Source organism: Fundidesulfovibrio putealis DSM 16056, assembly GCF_000429325.1.
GTDB classification, from domain to species: domain Bacteria; phylum Desulfobacterota; class Desulfovibrionia; order Desulfovibrionales; family Desulfovibrionaceae; genus Fundidesulfovibrio; species Fundidesulfovibrio putealis.
In genome coordinates, this window is the sequence record NZ_AUBQ01000015.1 from 67,499 (window position 1) to 85,970 (window position 18,472).

13 protein-coding genes are annotated in these 18,472 nt (G+C 64.5%); 6 read left to right on the plus strand and 7 right to left on the minus strand.

Going from position 1 to position 18,472, the window contains the following annotated elements; translation table 11 throughout:
- Positions 1-648 precede the first annotated feature (648 nt).
- The 4 genes from G453_RS0112815 (at position 649) to G453_RS23890 (ending at position 7,405) form a co-directional block, all read left to right on the plus strand.
- Positions 649-1,902 (plus strand): hypothetical protein, encoded by a 1,254-nt coding sequence (locus tag G453_RS0112815; protein WP_027191397.1) that lies wholly within the window; start codon positions 649-651, stop codon positions 1,900-1,902.
- Positions 1,903-2,530: 628 nt separating this feature from the next.
- Complete coding sequence (locus G453_RS23885; RefSeq protein ID WP_043645693.1) at positions 2,531-3,769, plus strand: efflux RND transporter periplasmic adaptor subunit; 1,239 nt, start codon at positions 2,531-2,533, stop codon at positions 3,767-3,769.
- A gap of 13 nt (positions 3,770-3,782) precedes the next feature.
- Positions 3,783-6,905: an efflux RND transporter permease subunit gene (locus G453_RS0112830; RefSeq protein ID WP_027191399.1), complete on the plus strand. Its 3,123-nt coding sequence runs from the start codon at positions 3,783-3,785 to the stop codon at positions 6,903-6,905.
- Positions 6,905-7,405, plus strand: a complete 501-nt coding sequence (locus G453_RS23890; protein WP_043645694.1) for a MarR family winged helix-turn-helix transcriptional regulator — start codon at positions 6,905-6,907, stop codon at positions 7,403-7,405. The genes G453_RS0112830 and G453_RS23890 overlap by 1 nt, the downstream gene beginning before the upstream one ends.
- Before the next feature lie 120 nt (positions 7,406-7,525).
- On the opposite strand, the gene G453_RS23895 is transcribed toward G453_RS23890, so the two are convergent.
- The 7 genes from G453_RS23895 to G453_RS0112870 form a co-directional block, all read right to left on the minus strand.
- Positions 7,526-9,289: a two-component system sensor histidine kinase NtrB gene (locus G453_RS23895; protein ID WP_051272389.1), complete on the minus strand. Its 1,764-nt coding sequence runs from the start codon at positions 9,287-9,289 to the stop codon at positions 7,526-7,528.
- Position 9,290: 1 nt separating this feature from the next.
- Positions 9,291-9,890 carry a DUF1638 domain-containing protein gene (locus tag G453_RS23900; RefSeq protein ID WP_051272390.1) on the minus strand — a complete coding sequence of 200 codons (600 nt, stop codon included), beginning with the start codon at positions 9,888-9,890 and terminating at the stop codon, positions 9,291-9,293.
- A gap of 7 nt (positions 9,891-9,897) precedes the next feature.
- A complete protein-coding gene (locus G453_RS0112850; RefSeq protein WP_027191400.1) occupies positions 9,898-10,911 on the minus strand; it encodes a uroporphyrinogen decarboxylase family protein in 1,014 nt (337 codons plus the stop codon).
- Positions 10,908-11,591 (minus strand): cobalamin B12-binding domain-containing protein, encoded by a 684-nt coding sequence (locus tag G453_RS0112855; RefSeq protein WP_027191401.1) that lies wholly within the window; start codon positions 11,589-11,591, stop codon positions 10,908-10,910. The genes G453_RS0112850 and G453_RS0112855 overlap by 4 nt, the downstream gene beginning before the upstream one ends.
- Positions 11,592-11,864: 273 nt before the next feature.
- Positions 11,865-12,665: a formate dehydrogenase subunit gamma gene (locus tag G453_RS23905; RefSeq protein ID WP_051272391.1), complete on the minus strand. Its 801-nt coding sequence runs from the start codon at positions 12,663-12,665 to the stop codon at positions 11,865-11,867.
- A complete protein-coding gene (locus tag G453_RS28435) occupies positions 12,662-13,318 on the minus strand; it encodes a cytochrome c3 family protein (protein ID WP_043645697.1) in 657 nt (218 codons plus the stop codon). Before G453_RS28435 ends, G453_RS23905 begins: the two co-directional genes overlap by 4 nt.
- Before the next feature lie 65 nt (positions 13,319-13,383).
- Positions 13,384-14,661 carry an ammonia-forming cytochrome c nitrite reductase subunit c552 gene (locus G453_RS0112870; RefSeq protein WP_027191403.1) on the minus strand — a complete coding sequence of 426 codons (1,278 nt, stop codon included), beginning with the start codon at positions 14,659-14,661 and terminating at the stop codon, positions 13,384-13,386.
- A 430-nt stretch (positions 14,662-15,091) separates the two neighbouring features.
- On the opposite strand from G453_RS0112870, the gene G453_RS0112875 reads away from it, so the two are divergent.
- Together G453_RS0112875 and G453_RS0112880 are read left to right on the plus strand one after the other, a co-directional pair.
- Positions 15,092-17,020: an esterase/lipase family protein gene (locus G453_RS0112875; protein ID WP_051272392.1), complete on the plus strand. Its 1,929-nt coding sequence runs from the start codon at positions 15,092-15,094 to the stop codon at positions 17,018-17,020.
- Positions 17,017-18,021 carry an Lnb N-terminal periplasmic domain-containing protein gene (locus tag G453_RS0112880; protein ID WP_027191405.1) on the plus strand — a complete coding sequence of 335 codons (1,005 nt, stop codon included), beginning with the start codon at positions 17,017-17,019 and terminating at the stop codon, positions 18,019-18,021. Before G453_RS0112875 ends, G453_RS0112880 begins: the two co-directional genes overlap by 4 nt.
- The last annotated feature ends 451 nt before the right edge of the window (positions 18,022-18,472 follow it).

Sequence of the window (18,472 nt, forward strand, 5' to 3'; positions counted from 1 at the left end):
ATCCGGTGTCTTGGCTCTCGGGTCGGGGAGCGGTTCGGGCATGGTCAACATGCGCGCAACACGCTTGTTGCTGTTAAGTATTTCGACAAAATGCGGGGAAATCTGCCTATGTTGCTGTAATGAAATAATAATATTGGAGAGTGCGTTGTTGGCCGACAACGTTCATGTTGCTAACGGTTTGACATTGTTTTTGTTTGGTGCGTTGACAATTTAGGATGCGGTTGAGTCTCTGTAAAATGCTCCGACAGGATCAGTTGCCTGGTGTGCCTGAAAGGTGTCCACTGTAGCCTGCAGTCGCAGAGCGTGTCTCATAAAGCACAAGCGTGAAGGGTTGCGGGGCTGTGCGGCTTAAATGTCATGTCATGCAGAAGGTTTGCATGATTACGTAAACCCTGGTGCTTCATTCCCAGCAACCGGAGCACGGGGGCCGGGTTCCGGCAGCGTGTCCGGTGCCGCCGATGTCCTGCCCAGCCGGGGACGAGGTGACTCCTTTCTGCTCCTCCCGCCATATTGAGAACTTCCCGGTGGCGTATCTTTGCTGTAAGATACTCTTTGAGTGGGGCAGACCAATGGGGTCCAGCGATCACCTGGGTGCTGAATCCGACCGTGATAAACACAAATGCCGTACAAACCCGCGATAGGAACGCCATGACGCATGTAAAAGCCGCCCTCACGTCCATGTCCGCCTTGTTCGCCCTCATCATGTTCGCCGCACATCCGGCCATTTCGCAGGAATTCGAATCCCCGCCGACATTCGAGGCTTCCGCCGTCCTGCCCAAGTCCCTCCTGTCCGGGAAGGATTGGCGGGTGGACAACATCGTCACCAACGACGGCTACCTGAATACCTATGTGCTGCACTCGCGCTTCGGCGATTTCACGGTGGTGTCCACGGCGCTCCTGCATACCCGCATCGCGGAGGTCAAAGCCATGGCCGCCATGGAGCAGGTCAGCTCCTCCAGCCAGTTCGGGGGATCCCTGGCGGACAAGGGCGTCCAGACCGTGCAGGGCGCGGCCAATCTGGTGGTGCACCCCATCGATTCCGTGAGCGGGGCGCTCTCCGGCGTGGGCAAGATGTTCGCGCGCGCCCAGGAGAGTCTGGTGGAGAGCAACCCCAGCAAGTACGAGGACAACCGCTTCAAGAAGCTGGTCGGCTTCTCCCAGACCAAGCGCGACTACGCCAAGCAGTTCGGCGTGGACCCCTATTCCACCAACCCGGTGTTGCAGCAGCGCCTGGACGACATCTCCAAGGCCGGGTACGCGGGCAGCATCACCGGCAGCGCGCTCCAGGCGCTCATTCCGGGCGGTGTCGGCATCGCGGTGAGCGCGGTGAGCGGGTCGGCTGTGCTTGGCGAGATAGACGTGGCCGTCGCGCCGGAAGACCTGAGACGCCAGAACCGGCAGTCGCTTAAGGACATGGGCGTGCCGTCCTCCGTGGCCGAACTGTTCATCGACAACGAGGACTTCACGCCCACGCAGCAGACCTGGATCGTCAAGGCCCTGGAGGCCATGCCGAACGTGAAGAACAAGTCCGCCTTCGTGAGCTTCCTGGTGCACACCAACAACCAGGATCTGGCCCTGTTCCGCCAGCGCATGAGCCAGATGTACGCGGGATACGACAAGGGCGTGGCGCGGCTGGACGGCTTCATGCCCCTGGGGCGTTTCGTTGGGGCAATGAAGCAGGACGGAACCCTGGTACTGGCCTTCCCCCTGGACTACCTGGCCTGGACGCCCGCCATCGCGACGGTTGCTCGGGCGCTGGCAGACGCCTCCAGGGAGCTTTCCGCCAAGGGAGTGGAGTTCTGGACCACCGGCAAGGTCAGTCCCGAGACCAAGCGCCAGATGAAGCGCATGGGCTGGAAGCTGACCGAGAACTGCTCGCAGAAGCTTTTGGGAACGCCGTAACCGGCACGCCTTCCGGAAATTTGAGGTCATGCCTTGCGCCCTGAAGACATGTGCATGTTATTCATGGGAGTGGCACGTTGCCCGGTTCGCACGAAGCGCGGACCGGGCTGTTTTTTCGTGAATCCCTCCCTTTTCAATCCGGTCGCTCGTCTTATTGGGAGAGGCGAGAGGTACCGATGCACAAAGAGCAGAAACACAAGGTCAAGAACTCCTGCTTCAATTGCCTGTGGGAACCTGTCTGGTACCAGTCGGACGCAGGCTTCGAGGGAACGTGCAGACGTCCCGGGGGCAAGGATGTCACGATACGGTTTCAGGACGATGTGCTCCAGTATGCCAACGATGCGGGGGAGCACGTCTCGGAGGCGTGCCCACGGTGGTCTTCAACTGTCAGCTGAGATTTCCGGCAATCGCGATGTTTCACTTCTTCTTGTAGTATGGCGCCAGGAAGTCGGCGGAGCACGCCTCTCGCCCCTTGGCCAGCGTGTCCAGATTTCCGGTCGATTCTTCGTCTCCCGTCCTATCACTTGACGTCCCCCGTCCACATAGTTAGGTAGCTAGCTAATCGGATGCTATCTATTTCACCCGTCGCTGGTCCCAGTGGCGGGAGCTTCCCCGGAGGATGCACGTTATGAAGCTGTTCATGCATGAGCGTGGGCGCGGTCTTCTGCTGCCGCTCGTTGCCTTGCTGTCGTTGTTGGGCGCGGCCGGTTGCGGAAAGGACAGTTCCGGCCAGACGCCCGGAGCCGGTGCCCCGCCGCCGTCGGAAGTGGTGGTGAAGACCCTGGTCAGCGCCGATATCCCCCTCGATCTTGAGTACGTGGGGCAGGTTTCCGGCTCGCGCGAGGTCCAGGTGCGCGCCCGCGTGGGCGGCATCCTGCTTCGCCGCGCCTACGAGGAGGGCGCGAAGGTCCGCCAGGGCGACCTGCTCTTCGAGATCGACCCCGAACCGCTGAAGGCAGCGCTTGAGCAGGCCAAGGGTGCGCTCGGCCAGTCCGAGGCGCGGCTCGCCAGCGCCAAGCGCAACCTGGACCGCATGAAAAAGCTCCGCCAGGCCGACGTCATCAGCCAGAAGGACATCGACGACGCCCAGACCGAGTACGAGTCGGCCACCGCCGACGTGCGCGCCGCCCAGGGCAAAGTGCGCGAGGCGGGCATCAACCTGAGCTACACGCGGGTGGAGGCTCCCATCACGGGCATCACCAGCAAGGAAACCAAGTCCGAAGGCAGCCTCATCGGCAACACGGCGGACTCGAGCCTCCTGACCACCATCAACCGCATCGACCCGGTGTACGTGAACTTCTCCATCCCCGGAGCGGAGTCCATGAAGTTCCGCAAGGACCGCGCCGAGGGCCGCATCGTGTTTCCCAAGGGCGGAGATTTCGAGGTGCGCCTGCTGCTGTCCGACGGCACGGAGTATCCTCATTCGGGCCACATCAATTTCATGGACACCCAGGTGGACGCCCAGACCGGCGTGGTGAAGGCCAGGGCGGAGCTGCCCAACCCCTCGGGCGACATCCTGCCCGGCCAGTTCGTGCGCGCCAGACTCCTCGGCGCGGTGCTCAAGCAGTCCATGACCGTCCCCCAGGGCGCGGTGCTGCGCACCCAGCAGGGTCCCATGGTCTGGGTGGTGAACGCCCAGGACACGGTGGAGCCGCGCCCGGTGACGCTCGGCGTCACGCTCGGCAACAACTACCTGCTGGAAAGCGGCGTGAACTCCGGCGAGCGGGTGATCGTGGAGGGCGTCATCAAGGTGCGCCCCGGCGCGCCCGTGCGCCCGCGCGACATCGGCCAGCCCGCAGCGCCGGCCCAGGCCCCTCCGACGGGCCAGGGCGACAAGACCCAGGCCCCTGCCGGGAAAACGGGATAAGGCGGAACTCATCATGCTGGCACGCTTTTTCCTGAACCGTCCCATTTTCTCCACGGTTCTCTCCCTGGTGATCCTCATGGCCGGACTTGTGGCCATGAACGTGCTGCCGATTTCGCAGTACCCCGACATCATCCCGCCCGAAGTGCAGGTGCGGGCCTCCTATCCGGGCGCAAGCCCCGAGGTTATCGCCCAGACCGTGGCCGCGCCCCTGGAGCAGCAGATCAACGGCGTGGACCGCATGCTGTACATGCGCTCCACCAGCGCGGGCGACGGCTCCATCTCCATCTCCGTGGTCTTCTCCGTGGGCACCGACCCGGACCAGGCCACCATCAACGTGAACAACCGCGTGCAGTCCGGCCTGACGTCGCTGCCCGAGGAAGTGCGCCGCCAGGGCGTTACGGTCAGCAAGAAGTCCTCGAACTTCCTGCAGGTCCTGACCATGGACTCGCGCGACGGGCGCTACGACACGGTGTTCATCAGCAACTACGCCCTGGTGAACGTGCTGGACGAGCTGCGCCGCCTGCCGGGCGTGGGCGACGCGGTGATCTTCGGCAACCAGGACTACTCCATGCGCGTGTGGCTGCGCCCGGACAAGCTGGCGCAGCTGAAGCTCACCCCCGGCGACGTGGCGGCAGCCATCCGCGAGCAGAACGCCCAGTACGCTGCCGGGCGCATCGGCCAGGAACCCACGGCCGCGCGGGTGGACATGAACTTCATGGTCACCACCAAGGGTCGGCTCGTTTCCGCCGAGGAGTTTGAAAACATCATCCTGCGCTCCGACCCGGACGGCTCGTCCCTTCGCCTGAAAGACGTGGCCCGTGTGGAGCTTGGCGCGCGCGACTACAACTTCTCCGGCAAGCGCGGCGGCCAGCCCACCGTGCCCATGGGCGTGTTCCTGGCGCCCGGCGCCAACGCCCTGGCCACCGCCGACCTGGTGCACGCCAAGCTGGAGGAGCTCTCCAAGCGCTTCCCGGCGGGCATCACCTACAACATCCCCTACGACACCACCAAATTCGTGCGCGTGTCCATCAACGAGGTGGTCAAGACCCTTGGCGAGGCCATGCTCCTGGTGTTCCTGGTGGTGTACCTGTTCCTGCAGAACTTCCGGGCGACGCTCATCCCGTTCATGGCCGTGCCGGTGTCCATCATAGGCACTTTCGCGGGCATGTACGCCCTGGGATTCTCCATCAACACCCTGACGCTTTTCGGCATGGTGCTGGCCATCGGCATCGTGGTGGACGACGCCATCGTGGTGCTGGAGAACGTGGAGCGAATAATGCGCTCCGAGGGCATGAGCGCCAAGCAGGCCACGGCCAAGGCCATGGAGGAGGTCACAGGACCTATCATTGCCATCGTGCTGGTGCTGTGCGCGGTGTTCGTGCCCGTCGCCTTCATGGGCGGCCTGACCGGCGAGATGTACAAGCAGTTCGCCATCACCATCGCGGTGTCCGTGGTCATCTCGGGCATCGTGGCCCTGACGCTGACGCCGTCCCTGTGCGCCATCCTGCTGCCCGACCTGCATGAAGAGCCGCGCGGCTTCTTCAAGATGTTCAACACCGGCTTCACCAAGGTGACCAACACCTACGTGGGCGGCGTGCGCTTCCTGCTGGAAAAGCCGCTCATCGCGCTGGGGCTGTTCGCCGTCCTGTGCGCGGCCACGTTCGGCCTGTTCAAGCTGGTGCCCGGGTCCATGCTGCCCGACGAGGACCAGGGGTTCATCATCGCAGCCACCATCCTGCCCGATGGCTCGTCCCTCAAGAGAAGCCGGGAGCTTACCGACACCCTGGACTCCATGACCCTGAAGGACCCCGCCGTGCAGGACGCGGCCACCTTCGCGGGCTACGACGCCCTGACCGGCGCCAACCGCTCCAACTACGGCACGTCCTTCATAACGCTCAAGCCCTGGGACGAGCGCAAGGCTCCGGGCTTAAGCTCCTTTGATCTGGTGAAGCGCGTCTTCGGGTTCGGCATGTCCCAGCCCGCCGGGCTGATCCTGGCCTTCAACCCGCCGCCCATCAGCGGCATGAGCACCACCGGCGGATTCGAGGCCTACATCCAGAACCGGGGCGAGGGCGACAGCAAGGCCCTGGCCGCCATGGTGGCCAAGGTCATCGCGGCTGCGGCCACTCGACCCGAGCTTGGCCGCGTGTCCACCACCTTCGGCGCGGACGTCCCCCAGCTGCACGTGGAGCTGGACCGCGACAAGGCCCTGGCCCACGGCGTGAGCGTCTCCAGCGTGTTCGAGGTGATGCAGGCCACCTTCGGCGCCTACTACGTGAACGACTTCAACAAATATGGACGCACCTTCCGGGTGACGCTCCAGTCCGAGGCCGAGTTCCGCGACCGCCCCGAGGCCCTGCGCGACGTGTTCGTGCGCACCAAGAAGGGCGAGATGATCCCGCTGCCCGCCCTGGTGACCGTCACCCAGTCCAGCGGGCCCGAGGTCATGGAGCGCTTCAACGTGTTCCCTGCCGCCAAGCTCATGGGCGCGCCCGCCCCGGGCTACAGCTCCGGTCAGGCCATGGCCGCCATGGAAGCCGTGGCCGCCGAGGTGCTGCCCCAGGAGTTCGGCCTGGCCTGGTCGGGCTCGTCCTACCAGGAGAAGGCCGCCGGAGGGTCCTCGACCCTGGTGTTCCTGCTGGGCATCATCATGGTGTTCCTGATCCTGGCCGCCCAGTATGAGAAGTGGTCGCTGCCGTTCGCGGTGGTGCTGGCAGTGCCGTTCGCGGTGTTCGGGGCCATCCTGGCCACCTGGGGCAGGGGGCTCTCCAACGACATCTACTTCCAGGTGGCGCTGGTGACGCTCATCGGTCTTGCGGCCAAGAACGCCATCCTGATCGTGGAGTTCGCGGTCATCCGGCACAGGCAGGGGCTCTCCCTGTTCGAAGCCTCGGTGGAGGCGGCGCGCCTTCGCTTCAGGCCCATCATCATGACCTCCCTGGCCTTCGTGCTGGGCTGCGTGCCGCTGGCCATCAGCACCGGCGCGGGCGCCAACAGCAGGCACGCCATCGGAACGGGCGTCATCGGCGGCATGCTCGGGGCGACGGTGCTTGCGCCGTTCTTCATTCCCGTGTTCTTCAAACTCATCATCGGGGCTGGACAGTATCTGAGCCGTAAGCCGAAAACCGACGAGTAATGAGCAAGGAACCACTCCACAGGCTGCCACGGGAGGGGGCGGAAGGTTTCGCCCTCACCGCGCATGAGGTGGCCAAGGCCTTTAGGGCGCGCATCGACGAGCGCTTCAAGCCGCTGGGGCTCTCCAAGGCCACGCTGAGCGTGATCGGAGCCCTGGCCTGCAACCAGAAGCCCCTGACCCAGCGCGAGCTGGCCGAAGCCATCTTCGTGGAGGGGCCGACCCTGGTCCGTCTGCTGGACAGGTTGGAGGCCTCGGGCTGGGTCAGGCGCGAGCCCGTGCCGGGCGACCGCCGCATGAAGCACGTGCACCTGACCCAGAAGGCCGAACCGTACCTGGAAGAGCTGGTGCGCACGGCCGTGGACATCGAGCGCGAGATCATGCAGGGCATCCCGGAAGCGGACGTCCGCCTGGCCCACAAGGTGCTGCTGCTGGTGCGGGAGCGCCTGGGCAGCCTGTCTGTCAGGACAGGGCAGGCTCCAGGCTCCCGGACTCCGGACTGAGGGGTCTCGGGCCGGGCCTGCTGCGGGGTCACTGGCGCAATTGCACCGTGGCGCTCAAGGTCGAAGCTCGAAAGCGGGGCCGCTGTTCCTGGGGACATTCCCAAGTTTTCCAGGAGCGCGTCACGGGCAGGGAGCTGTGTCCCCGCCGCCGTGCTTGGGGTACGCCTGGGAAAGCGGCAGGCGTATGACCATGCGGGTTCCGCCGCCGGGAACGGGCTGCGCCGCGATGTCCCCGTGATGGTTGTTGACGATGATGAAGTAGGAGACCGAGAGGCCAAGCCCCGTGCCTTCACCTACGGGCTTGGTGGTGAAGAACGGTTCGAAGGCGCGCTTGCGCACTTCCGGCGGCATGCCCGGCCCGTTGTCCTCGATCTCCACGCGCACGTGGTCGGTCTCCAGGGCGGTGCGCAACGTGATGGTCGGGGCGGGCGTGTCGGCCATGGCCTGGGCGGCGTTGGCCAGCAGGTTCATGAACACCTGCTGGATCTGGGTGTCCGAGCAGGGCACGGGCGGCAGGTGGCTGTCGTATTCCCTGACGACGCGGATGTTGCGGAAGTCGTACTTCTTTTTCAGGTCGTAGTCCGTGGCGCAGAGCTCAGTGGATTTGTCCAGCAGCTGGCCCAGGTCCGCGCAGCTGGCGTTGCCGGTGCTGGCGCGGCTGAACTCGAGCATGCTGGACACGATGCGCGCCGCCCTGCACCCCGTCTCGCGGATGGCGTCCAGTGACGCCAGGATGTCGCGCTTTTCCATGAAGTGCCTGATCGCTTCCAGGGAGCACCCGGCCTCGTTTGCGGCCTGGATGTTGGCGGGAGTGTCCATGGTGAGTCGACGCGCCATCACCTGGACGTTCTGCAGGATGCCGCTCAGGGGATTGTTGATCTCGTGGGCCATGCCCGCAGCCAGCCCTCCCACGCTCATCATCTTCTCCGTCTGGAGCATCACGTCCATCATGCGCCTGCGCTCGGTGATGTCGGTGTGAGCTCCCGCCATGCGCACCACCTCTCCCTGTTCGTTCTTAAGCGATGCTCCCCGTCCCAGAATCCAGCGATAGCTGCCGTCCTTGTGGCGTAGCCGGAATTCCACCTCGAACGAAGGGACTTCGCCGCTTATGCAGCGCTGGCTCGCGTGAATGGCCTGGTCCGCGTCGTCCGGATGGAGGCGGGTCCGCCACTGGTCGAGTTCGTTGGGGATCTCGTCCGGGCCGTATCCGATGATTTCCTTCCAGCGGGGCGAGAAATACACCTCTCCCGTGCGCAGGTTCCAATCCCAGATGCCGTCGTTGGTTCCGCGCAGAGCCAGGGCGTAGCGCTCTTCGCTCTCCTTGAGGGCCGCGTTGGCCCTGGAGAGTTCCATGGTCCGCTGGCTCACCTGCACCTCAAGGCCTGAATACAGCGACGCGTTGCGCAGGATGAGCGCCAGCACCGGGGCCAGCTTGTCCAGTGTGCGCAGGATCGTCCCGGTCCCCCGTTTGTCCATGAGATCAAGCAGCAGCATCACCCCGGCCCGGTTCCCCGAATAGCACAGCGGGATGACGACCGATTCGCCGATGCCCAGCGCCTGCAGCTGTTCCCAGCCCGAGCCGGGCAGGCTCTGCGGCCCGATGACGGTGGCCTTGTCCATGTGGTGGCTCAGGTTCGCGAGGAGGTTCAGCTCCGGTGTTTCTCCCAGGGACCTCCGCCGCTCAGGCACGACGGCCACCACGCGATGGACGTCGTCATCCAGCTGCCGGTCGCATTGCAGGATGAGCACGGTCCGCACGCCGATGAGGCTGCGAACCTGCGTGGCGATGTATTCACCGCACTCGCCGGGGCTACCCGCCAGGGCCAGGATGTCGATCACCAGGTCGGCGAACAGTTCGGAGAAGGCGATCTGCTCCTGCGGCATTCTATGCGTCCCCGGCTGCGTCCAGGCTTCGCAGCCCGTCCCGTAGCGCCGCTTCGAGCTGGCCGAGCCCGACGGGGCACACCTCCACCGGCATGCCCAGATACGCCTCGATGTCAGCCAGCGTGTCCCGTGGGACCTCCTCCACGCCCGTGTCCAGATAGATGATCCGGGAGTGCATCTCGCGCATGAACTCCCGCGCAGTCTCCCGGGTGGTGAAGCCCAGTTCGGTCTTGAAGACCCGCTCCCAGCGCCGGGTCCACTCGGGCATGAAGAAGAAGACTCCCGCGCGCCGCAACTCCCGGTAGCGGTCATGCCCGAGGACGATCTCGCAGCAGTTCACGCCCGCGACCCTGCGGACGCCGTCCATGCGCGCGAACTGGTCCATGTGCGGGCAGCAGTCGCCGTAGATCAGCAGGAAACGCCCCTTCCGGGGTTCATGCAGCGCCTTGGCCAGCATGGAGTCCAGAAGGGCGGGGCGCATGTGCAGCATGGAGTCCAGGCGGACCAGCCTGCGGCCATGGCGGGAGGAATACCCCAGCGCGGCCAGCTCGTTGCGGAAAATTCCGCAGGTGATGAAGGTTGCCCCGGATGATTGCGTCATGGGAGCCTTATCCGTGCTCCCTGACGGCGTCGCGCACGGCCAGGAGGTTCTCAAGCGGCGTGTCCAGGGGGACGTCTGCGTGGCTGGAGGCCAGGATGAAGCGGGCATCGTCGCGGCGGTCGTCCAGGAGGTGTTCCACGCGGCGGCGGATGTCTCCGGGCTTTCGGGCGGACATGTGCGGTCCGCTGATCCCGCCCATCAGCAGGTGTCCAGGTCCCAGTGCCTGCCTGGCCTCGATGAAGCTGTCGCGCTCGTCCAGCACGAATCCCAGGACGTTGGGGACGTCCTTGAAGAGGCCCAGGTACTGCGACAGGGGATTGCCGCCGTGGTGGAACACCACTGGGCCGGGCGCTGCCGCGAAGGCTTCGCGCAGGGCGGGGAGCACCGTGGTCCGGGCGATCTCGGGGTTTATGATGCGCGGGTTGCAGCACATGATAGGCGTTACGATGCAGGCCGCACCGGCCTCCATCATGGCGGCGCTCATGGCCCTGAAGTGCGCGCCCGTGGCCTCCAGCACGCGCCGGGCCGTGTCGGGGTCGAAGAGCAGGGCCTCCAGCCAGGGTTCCAGGCCCAGGAGCATGGCCGCCAGGTCGGTTGGCGCGGTGAGGATGCCCGCCACCGGGGTCTCGCCGTCCAGCGACTGGACCATTTGCCGTACGGATTCCACCAGATAGGCCAGGCCCGGATCGGCGTCCACGCGGGGCAGGGGATGAGCCAGCAGTTCTGCGGCGCTCCTGAACGCGGGCCTCCTGACGTTGGGCGGTCCGGCCTGCTGGTCGGCCAGGGTGCAGCCGAAGGCCCGGCCTTCCAGGGGCAGCACGAAGGGGCTGAACAGGATGTCCGGTTCCACCGCGTCACGCACGGCCAGCTGGCCTTCGAGGTATTTCGAGGGGTCGGCGTGGTAGGAGGGAAGGGGGCAGCCGGTGAGCGCAGCCCCGTAAAGGCTCAGGGTGAGGGTGAAGGCCCGGCGGTCGGCCTTGTCGCCCGTTATGGCCGCCATGACGCGCTGGGCGGAAGTCATGCCGGTTGCTCCGGAAAGAGGGAGAGCGAGCGCGCAAGGAGCCTCTCGAACAGGGACGACGCCTGGAGCGCGCTTGCCGCGGTGCCGTCCCCGCCGACCTCCTCGACCAGTTCGGGGCGCAGCCTGAACACCGCCCCGCCCACGGCCAGCTGGATGCGGCCCGAAAGACCTCTGCGGTCAAGTTCCTCGCGCACCGAGCGTATGTTCACGGCAGTGGAGAGCATCATGGCCGAGGCGCCCACGACCCTGGCCCCGGTGGCCACGGCCTTGTCCACCAGTTCCGGCGCGCAGACGTCGTTGCCAAGGTCAATCACGTCCCAGCCCGAGGCGCGCAGGAAAATGCCGACCAGCTTGCGCCCCAGGGCGTGGTAGTCGTCCTCGATGCAGCACAGCACCACGGGACCTTTCTTTGCGGCGGGCGTCAGCTCCCCCCGCTCGGCGGCAGCCAGCAGCACTTCCTCCGCCACCTTGCCCGCCACGTAGCCCTGCGCCAGGGAGATGCGCTCCGCCATCCAGTTCTCGCCGATCTCGGCAAGGACCGGCTCCAGCAGGCTGGTGAACATGCAGGTGAAGCCCGAGCGCTCCACTTCACCCAGAAGCATGGCCACCGCCTGATCGCGTTTGGCAGAGAGAATCAGTCCATACAGGTCCCGGCATTCCCTGGAGAGAGGTTCGCTCATGTAGGCTCCGGCACTGGGGTTAGACACAATACCATAGCGTATTAATCCTATATCGGAACCGTAAAAGTGGCAATGTGAGTCTTGGATGCTGTCGGAAATACAGGATGTTGCGGTGCCGGGATGCTTCGTGGCGGGGAGATGCGGAAAACGATTGCGTTGTCCGGGCGTGTGACGGTCGTGGCGCGGACCTGAAGACAATGACCTGAGTCCATCAGCGCATCAGCTTTCCGGAGCGGTGACAGGCCGCACTCCGAACGTGCGGCCTGTGCCACATCAGAGACCGTGCCGGATTATTTCCCTGAGCGCCCAGAAAGCCAGCAGCCAGCCGCACAGCACCACGACCCATCCCGCGATCAGCGCGAGGCTGCGTCCTGCCGGGGTCATGCGCGCCACGCATGCACCCGCGTCTGCCGGGGCTTCGAGCCTCGCTCCCCAGTCGCCGCGCTCAAGCCGGACCTCTTCCATGGGGATGCAGCCGTCCACCATGGCCATGTCCATGGGGAAGCGCGAGCGACGCAGGTGCGCCACCGTGAAGTGGATCAGGAAGATATAGCCCATGGCCAGGAAGGCTTCGTCGTGGTGCAGGGCCAGGGCGATGTTCAGCCACCAGCCCGGTACGAAGCGCGCCGAGGTCACCGGGTCCACCAGCAGCAGGCCGCTGCCGCCGATGATGGCCACGCCCCAGAACACCGCCCAGTAGTCGAACTTCTCCCAATAGGCGAAGCGGTCCAGGCTGGGGTGTTTGTTCATGCCCAGCATCCACCCGACGTGCCTGAAGAAGTCCGAAACGTCCCGGATGCGGGGCATCATGGAATCCGGCCCCGGAATGAGCCCGCGCGGCGAGGTGGCAAGCACGTGGAGCACATGGGCCAGGAGGAGCGCCACCATGAAGATGCCTCCGGCCTTGTGCGCGGCCAGCACCCCGCCCTGTCCCCCGAAGAGGGCGGCCAGCCGCTCTCCCCAGGCGTTTTCGGCGTAGAGTCTGGCAAGTCCCGTGATCGACTGCGCCATGAAGCAGAAGGCCATCAGGGCGTGAAAGATCCTCTGGGTCAGCGTGAAGCGTCGGATGTTCATGGCCGGTCCCCCTTGCGGCTGCGCTCCCGGTATTCCCGCAGAAGCCACAGCAGCGTGTGCGGCACGAACAGAAGGAAAACGCCGAGCAGCAGCGCGCTCATGCCCCAGGACACCCAGGACAGCGCCTTGAACTCCTTGGCGGCTTCTTCCGAGAGCGGCGCGGGCTGGTGCACCACGAACGTGGCGAAGGACGCACCGGCCCCCTCGTGGCATTTGGCGCAGACGTAGGCGTGTTTGCGCGCGGGGTTCAGCCTGGAGAAGAAGTGATTGACGCTGGCCACGGGCTCCGGGCCGTGGCACTGACGGCAGGTGATGCCCGCGTGCTCTGCGTGGCTATTGCGCGCGGCCCCGGCGTGGCAGTCCTCGCACTTCTTGAAGCGATAGTAGGGGATGCCCGCGTGGGAATCGGCCAGGAACATCCGGTTGCGCGCCCGGCTTTGCGAGGCAGACCCCTGGACGGTTCCCGGTCCCAGACGTTGGAACTCGCTCTGCCTCTGCCTGGGCAGGACCTCGGTGTCGTCGTACTGGCCGCTGCTGGCCTCGTAGGCCTGGTAGCCGGTGCGGCGCGACGAATACTCACCCTGGCTCCACGCCCAGGGCGGCGCGGCCAGCGCGATACCCAGAACAAGCAGGGCTATGGCTTTGAACCTCATGATGCCCTCCACTCGTTGAGGCCCGTCCGCCTGGAATGCCCGGCGGACGGACCGTCATCCGGGCGCTAGTTTCCCGCCTTGATCATGTCCACGCTGTCGATGACCTTGCCCTGCGGCCTGGGCAGCTGGGCCAGTGCGTCGTACTTCTGCTGGAGCGTGGCCAGATCGTCCTTGGCGTGGTGATGGCATTTCACGCAGGAGTTGGGGATCTTGGGGTCCTTGAGGGTTTCCTTGGGCAAGAGCGTCTTGAACACGTGGCTGTGCAGGTCGCCCGATTCGGCGCTGGTGACCACGCGCGGCATGTGGCAGCCCAGGCAGTTGCCGAAGGAGTGGATGGCGTGCGCCTGGTTGGAGTTGGTGCGGGTATGGCAGGAGAGGCACTGCTTGGAGCCGGATTCGCGGGTCTGGAAGCGGGTCTTGCCGATGCCCAGCTCATGCACGTAGTGGCAGGAGGTGCACATGACGCCTTCCGCGAAGTGCTTGGACTGCTTCCAGTCGATGTACTGCTGGTGGTGCGCCTTGGAGAACTCGTTGCCGTAGAGGTGCTGGGCGTCCCCGCCCGCGAAGGACGTGGACTTGAAGTAGGTTTCCAGGGCCTTGCCGGGCAGGTAGCCCACAGGCCATTCGGCCTTGTCGTTCTTTGTGGCCTTGCCCCGGTTGTGGCAGGAGCCGCATATCTGGGCGGCCACGCCGCTGGTCAGCTTGGCCGGGTTGACGATGGTGGCGCGCTTGTCGAACACCTGGGCCTTGGGCAGGGCCGTGTGCCAGGAACCCGGGCCGTGGCAGGCTTCACAGCCCACGCTCGGCTCGAAGGTGTTTTTCGCCAGGTCCACGCCGGTGGCGTGGCAGCCGCCGCACTTGAGTATCCAGGAACTCTTGTCCCAGGTGGCCTCGTTGTAGTTCACCCAGCGCCCGGTGTCGGAGTTGTACTGGATGGGGGCTATCACCAGCATGCCGTTCTTCTCGACGACGTAGCGCTGCTTCCACTGGCTGCCGATGGTGTAGAGCACTTCCTCGGGTTTGGGGATGTAGAAGTCCTCGGGCTTGACCTTGAGATTCTGAAGCTTGGCCAGATCGGCCCGGATCACGTCGGGATTGAGGTCGGCGATGATGACGTCCTTGTCTTTTCGCGCGTCGCCAAGCATCCGGCTGTGCAGGGTCATCATCCAGGAGTCGAAGTGTTCGAGATGGCAGGATTTGCATCGATCGGAACCGACATAGACCTTGGGCTTGGACGTGACCTCCGCCACGTTCACTTTCTCCCCTCCGCCGCCTCCGCACGCCGTCACGGCCAGAACTGCCAAAACCGCAAGCATTGCCAGGAACAAGGACGCCCGTTTCATATGCCGATCCTCCTCGGTTGGTTCAGCCGGTACTTCTCTCCTTCATGCTACAGGTATTATTATTGACACTAACTATGTTCGCCTTCTTTGGGAAACTGTCAATGGATTTGTCCTCGGCAGCGCGAAATCTTTTCCACTGTCTCCAGGTGCGCGTCGCCTGAAAGGGCTGGCGGCGGGAAACCTCGCTTGACGTCGGCTGAAAGCAGTTGCCCTGGAGTCGAATACCCTTTAGCAACCCTGACGGATGCTTATTGCGCGCCATCTGATCCACGAGAGCCGCAAGAGGCAGGTATTGCGCAACGGCGGCGGGATGAACCCCTAACCGCCAGGATTCGCTTTTGCGGCATGGTTCATGCCGCCAGTTTTCCCGGATTCCGGATCAGGATGACGTACCCCTGCGGGTGATGAACCGTATTCCCCAGAGCACACAATGAATTCGACCGTCCTACCGGCTGTGTCCTGGACTGCCCCCCGAACCCGAAGCTTCATCCTGTGCCTCGTGAGCCTGGCCGTCCTGGGAGCGCTTCTTTCGGGCTGCGCCGGGACCAGCGTCAAACCGGTCCCGCTTTCCGAGCGCTTCAAGGCCCTGGACCGGACAGCCCTCAACTCAGACCTGCCCAGCGAACTCACCCTGGCCTACCTGAAACAGCGCGACCTGACGGAGCAGTGGAACAACGACCCCGAGGGGCTCATCAGCCGCCTGGACGCCAAATATCACGCCGATCCGGGCCTCGGGACCCTGTTCGCCCTGGTCGAGCTCTCGCACCTCCAGGCCAAGCGGTTGAAATCCCAGCCGGAGAAGGCCGCAACCTACGATCTGGCCTGCGCGGTCTATTCCTATCTGTTCCTGTTCGACCCCAAGGTCATCCCTCCCAAGGGGGCCTTTCGCCCCAACGCGCGGCTGGCCTCGGAATTCCACAACCGTTCGTTGTCCAGGTATCTGCTGTACGCCCGCTCGGCGGACATCCGTTTCGAACCCGGCAGGCAGCTGCCCCTGGCTGTGGGCTTGCTGGAGCTCAAGGAGCGGTTGAGCGGCCTGCCGTTCAGCCCCGAAGAGTTCTCCGAGTTCCATCTGGCCTTCGAGTACGCTGTCTCGGGTCTGGACGTGACCTACTCCGTTCCCGGCATCGGCGCGCCGCTGTTTCTGGTGCGCAATTCCGGCAAGACCGACAAGCCAGGCGGGGACCGCCCGGAGGACCGCTTTCTGACGCGCGTGCGCCAGGTGCTGGCCGCGACCCTGTTCCTGCGCATCGAAACCGAACCAGAGCTGGACGCCTACGGGAACCGGGTCTACCGCAGCCGCCTGGAACTCTACGATCCCATGCGGGTGAACACGGTCCAGGTGGGCGACATGTCGGTGCCCCTGGAAACCGACACCACCACGCCCCTGGCCTGGATGGCCGCCACCTCTCCAGCGCCCCAGGGAATCAAGGGCCTCATGGACCCGGACGCCCTGAAGGCCGCCCAGGGGCTCTACATGCTCCAGCCCTACCAGAAGGGCAAAATCCCGGTGGTGTTCGTGCACGGCCTCATAAGCTCCCCCATGACCTGGCTGCCCATGATAAACGGCCTGATGGGCGATCCGGCGCTACGCGAACGCTATCAGTTCTGGTACTTCTCCTACCCCACCGGAAACCCGGTGTACTACTCCGCCTCGCTCCTGCGCGAGAGCCTGGAGAACACCCGCAAGGCCTTCGACCCGGACGGCACGGACCCGGCCTTCAACAACATGCTCATCGTGGGGCACAGCATGGGGGGGCTGCTGGCCAAGGCCATGGTCCAGGACAGCGGGGACAGCCTGTGGAGCGCCCTCTCCAAGGCGCAGTTCTCCGAAGTGGCCATCTCCCCGGACGCACGGGAGCTGCTGGACAAGGTATTCTTCTTCAAACCCCTGCCCTACATTACGGAGGCCGTGTTCATCGCCACGCCGCACCGGGGCTCGGAGATGGCGCTGGGCAACATCGGCAGGATCGCCAAGGCCCTGGTGACGCTGCCCCTGACGATGGCGAAGGTGAGTTCGGCTTTGTTCCAGGCGCTGGCCTCGCTCGGCCAGAAATCCCCCGTGGAAGGCCTGCCCACCGGCATCGACGGGCTCTCTCCGAAGAATCCGGTGCTGAAGGCGTCGGCAGGATTGCCGGTGGCCGTGCCCTTCCACTCCATCATCGGCAACGAGAGCAAGGCCGGGGTCGCTGGCGGGTCGGACGGGGTGGTGCCCTACTGGAGCTCCCACCTGGACGGGGCGCAGACCGAGCTTGTCGTCAAGTCCGGCCACGGGGCGCACGAGCATCCCCTGGCCATCCGCGAGGTGCGGCGCATCATGCTGGAACACGCCTCGAGGGATGACAGGAACCCCCAATGACCCGAGCCGCCGCACTGGTCCTGAGGTTCCTGGCGGCGGTGGCCGTGTCCCTGATGACCGGGTGGGCCGCCCTGGCCGTCTACTGGTCAGACATCCAGAGCCCGGCCCTGCGCACGTCCCTGGCGGTCGGGATTGCCCTGGCGACGGTGTTGGCCTTCGCGCTACAGCCCCGCAAGGGCAGGGTGCTTGCCGGGTATCTGGCCTGTTTCCTGCTGTTTACGCTCTGGTGGTCCGGGATCGCCCCCTCCAACGTCCGCGACTGGCAACGCGACGTGGCCGTGCCGCCACATGCCGAGGTGAATGGCGACCTGGTGACGATGCACGACGTCCGGGACTTCTCCTATGCAACCGAGACAGACTATAAGCCCCGCTACCACGACAAGACCTACGACCTCGCGCGGCTCGACACCGTGGACCTCATCGCCGTGTACTGGATGGGGGACGCCATCGCCCACGTGATGATGAGCTTCGGCTTCGAGGGAGGGGACTTCCTGTGCTTTTCCATCGAGACCCGCAAGGAAGTGGGCGAGGAGTACTCCTCGCTCAAGGGCTTCTTCAGGCAATACGAGCTGACGTACGTGGCCGCAGAGGAGCGTGATCTGATCCGTCTGCGTACGGACTACCGGAATCCGCCCGAGGACGTGTACCTCTACCGCACCCGCATCCCGAAGGAGAACGCCCGCAAGCTGTTCATGGAATATGTGAAACAGATCAACAGTCTGTATGCCAGGCCGGAATTCTACAACACCCTCACCACCAACTGCACCACGAACATAGTGAGCCATGTGCGCGCCTTTGGCGGCAAGGTAAGCTTCAACTGGAAGATACTGCTGTCCGGCTATGCTCCGCAGTATGTGTACGAACTGGGCGGCCTGGATGAGACGCTCCCCTTCGAGGAACTGCGGGCCAGGAGTCATGTGAATGCTGCGGCGCACGCCGCAGGGGACGCTCCGGATTTCTCCGCGAGGATTCGGGCGGGCCTGCCTGGAATGGCCCGCTGAGGCAATCAGGCCTTCGGCTTCCGGGATATTTGTCCGGGAGTCGCTGAAGGGCCTGCGGCATGTTGCCGCAGGCCCTGTTTTTTTGCCGTCTGGCAGGGAAGCCACGCACACGCTGCGGCTCGGCATGGCCTGGCTGTGGGCATTCATAGAGTTCTGAACGCGGAGGCGAGGACCGTCTCTTTTTCCACAAAAATGCGGTGCAATCCGGAAGATGCCATGGGCCTTGGAAGGCATGGCAGACGTGATTGGCGTGGAATTCAAGACGGCAAACGGTACAGATCGTTCGCTTGGGCAAGTGTAAGGAACTTGGGAACAGCGTGTCGACATGTTTTACATTCATATGATTGGTGTTCTGTATATATCCTGAATTGTTGAGGTTGTGATTGGTCCGTATTTTGCTGTGTGGTTTGTGGTGCTTAGGGGCGCGAGCTGGTTTGCTCGATGTTCACGG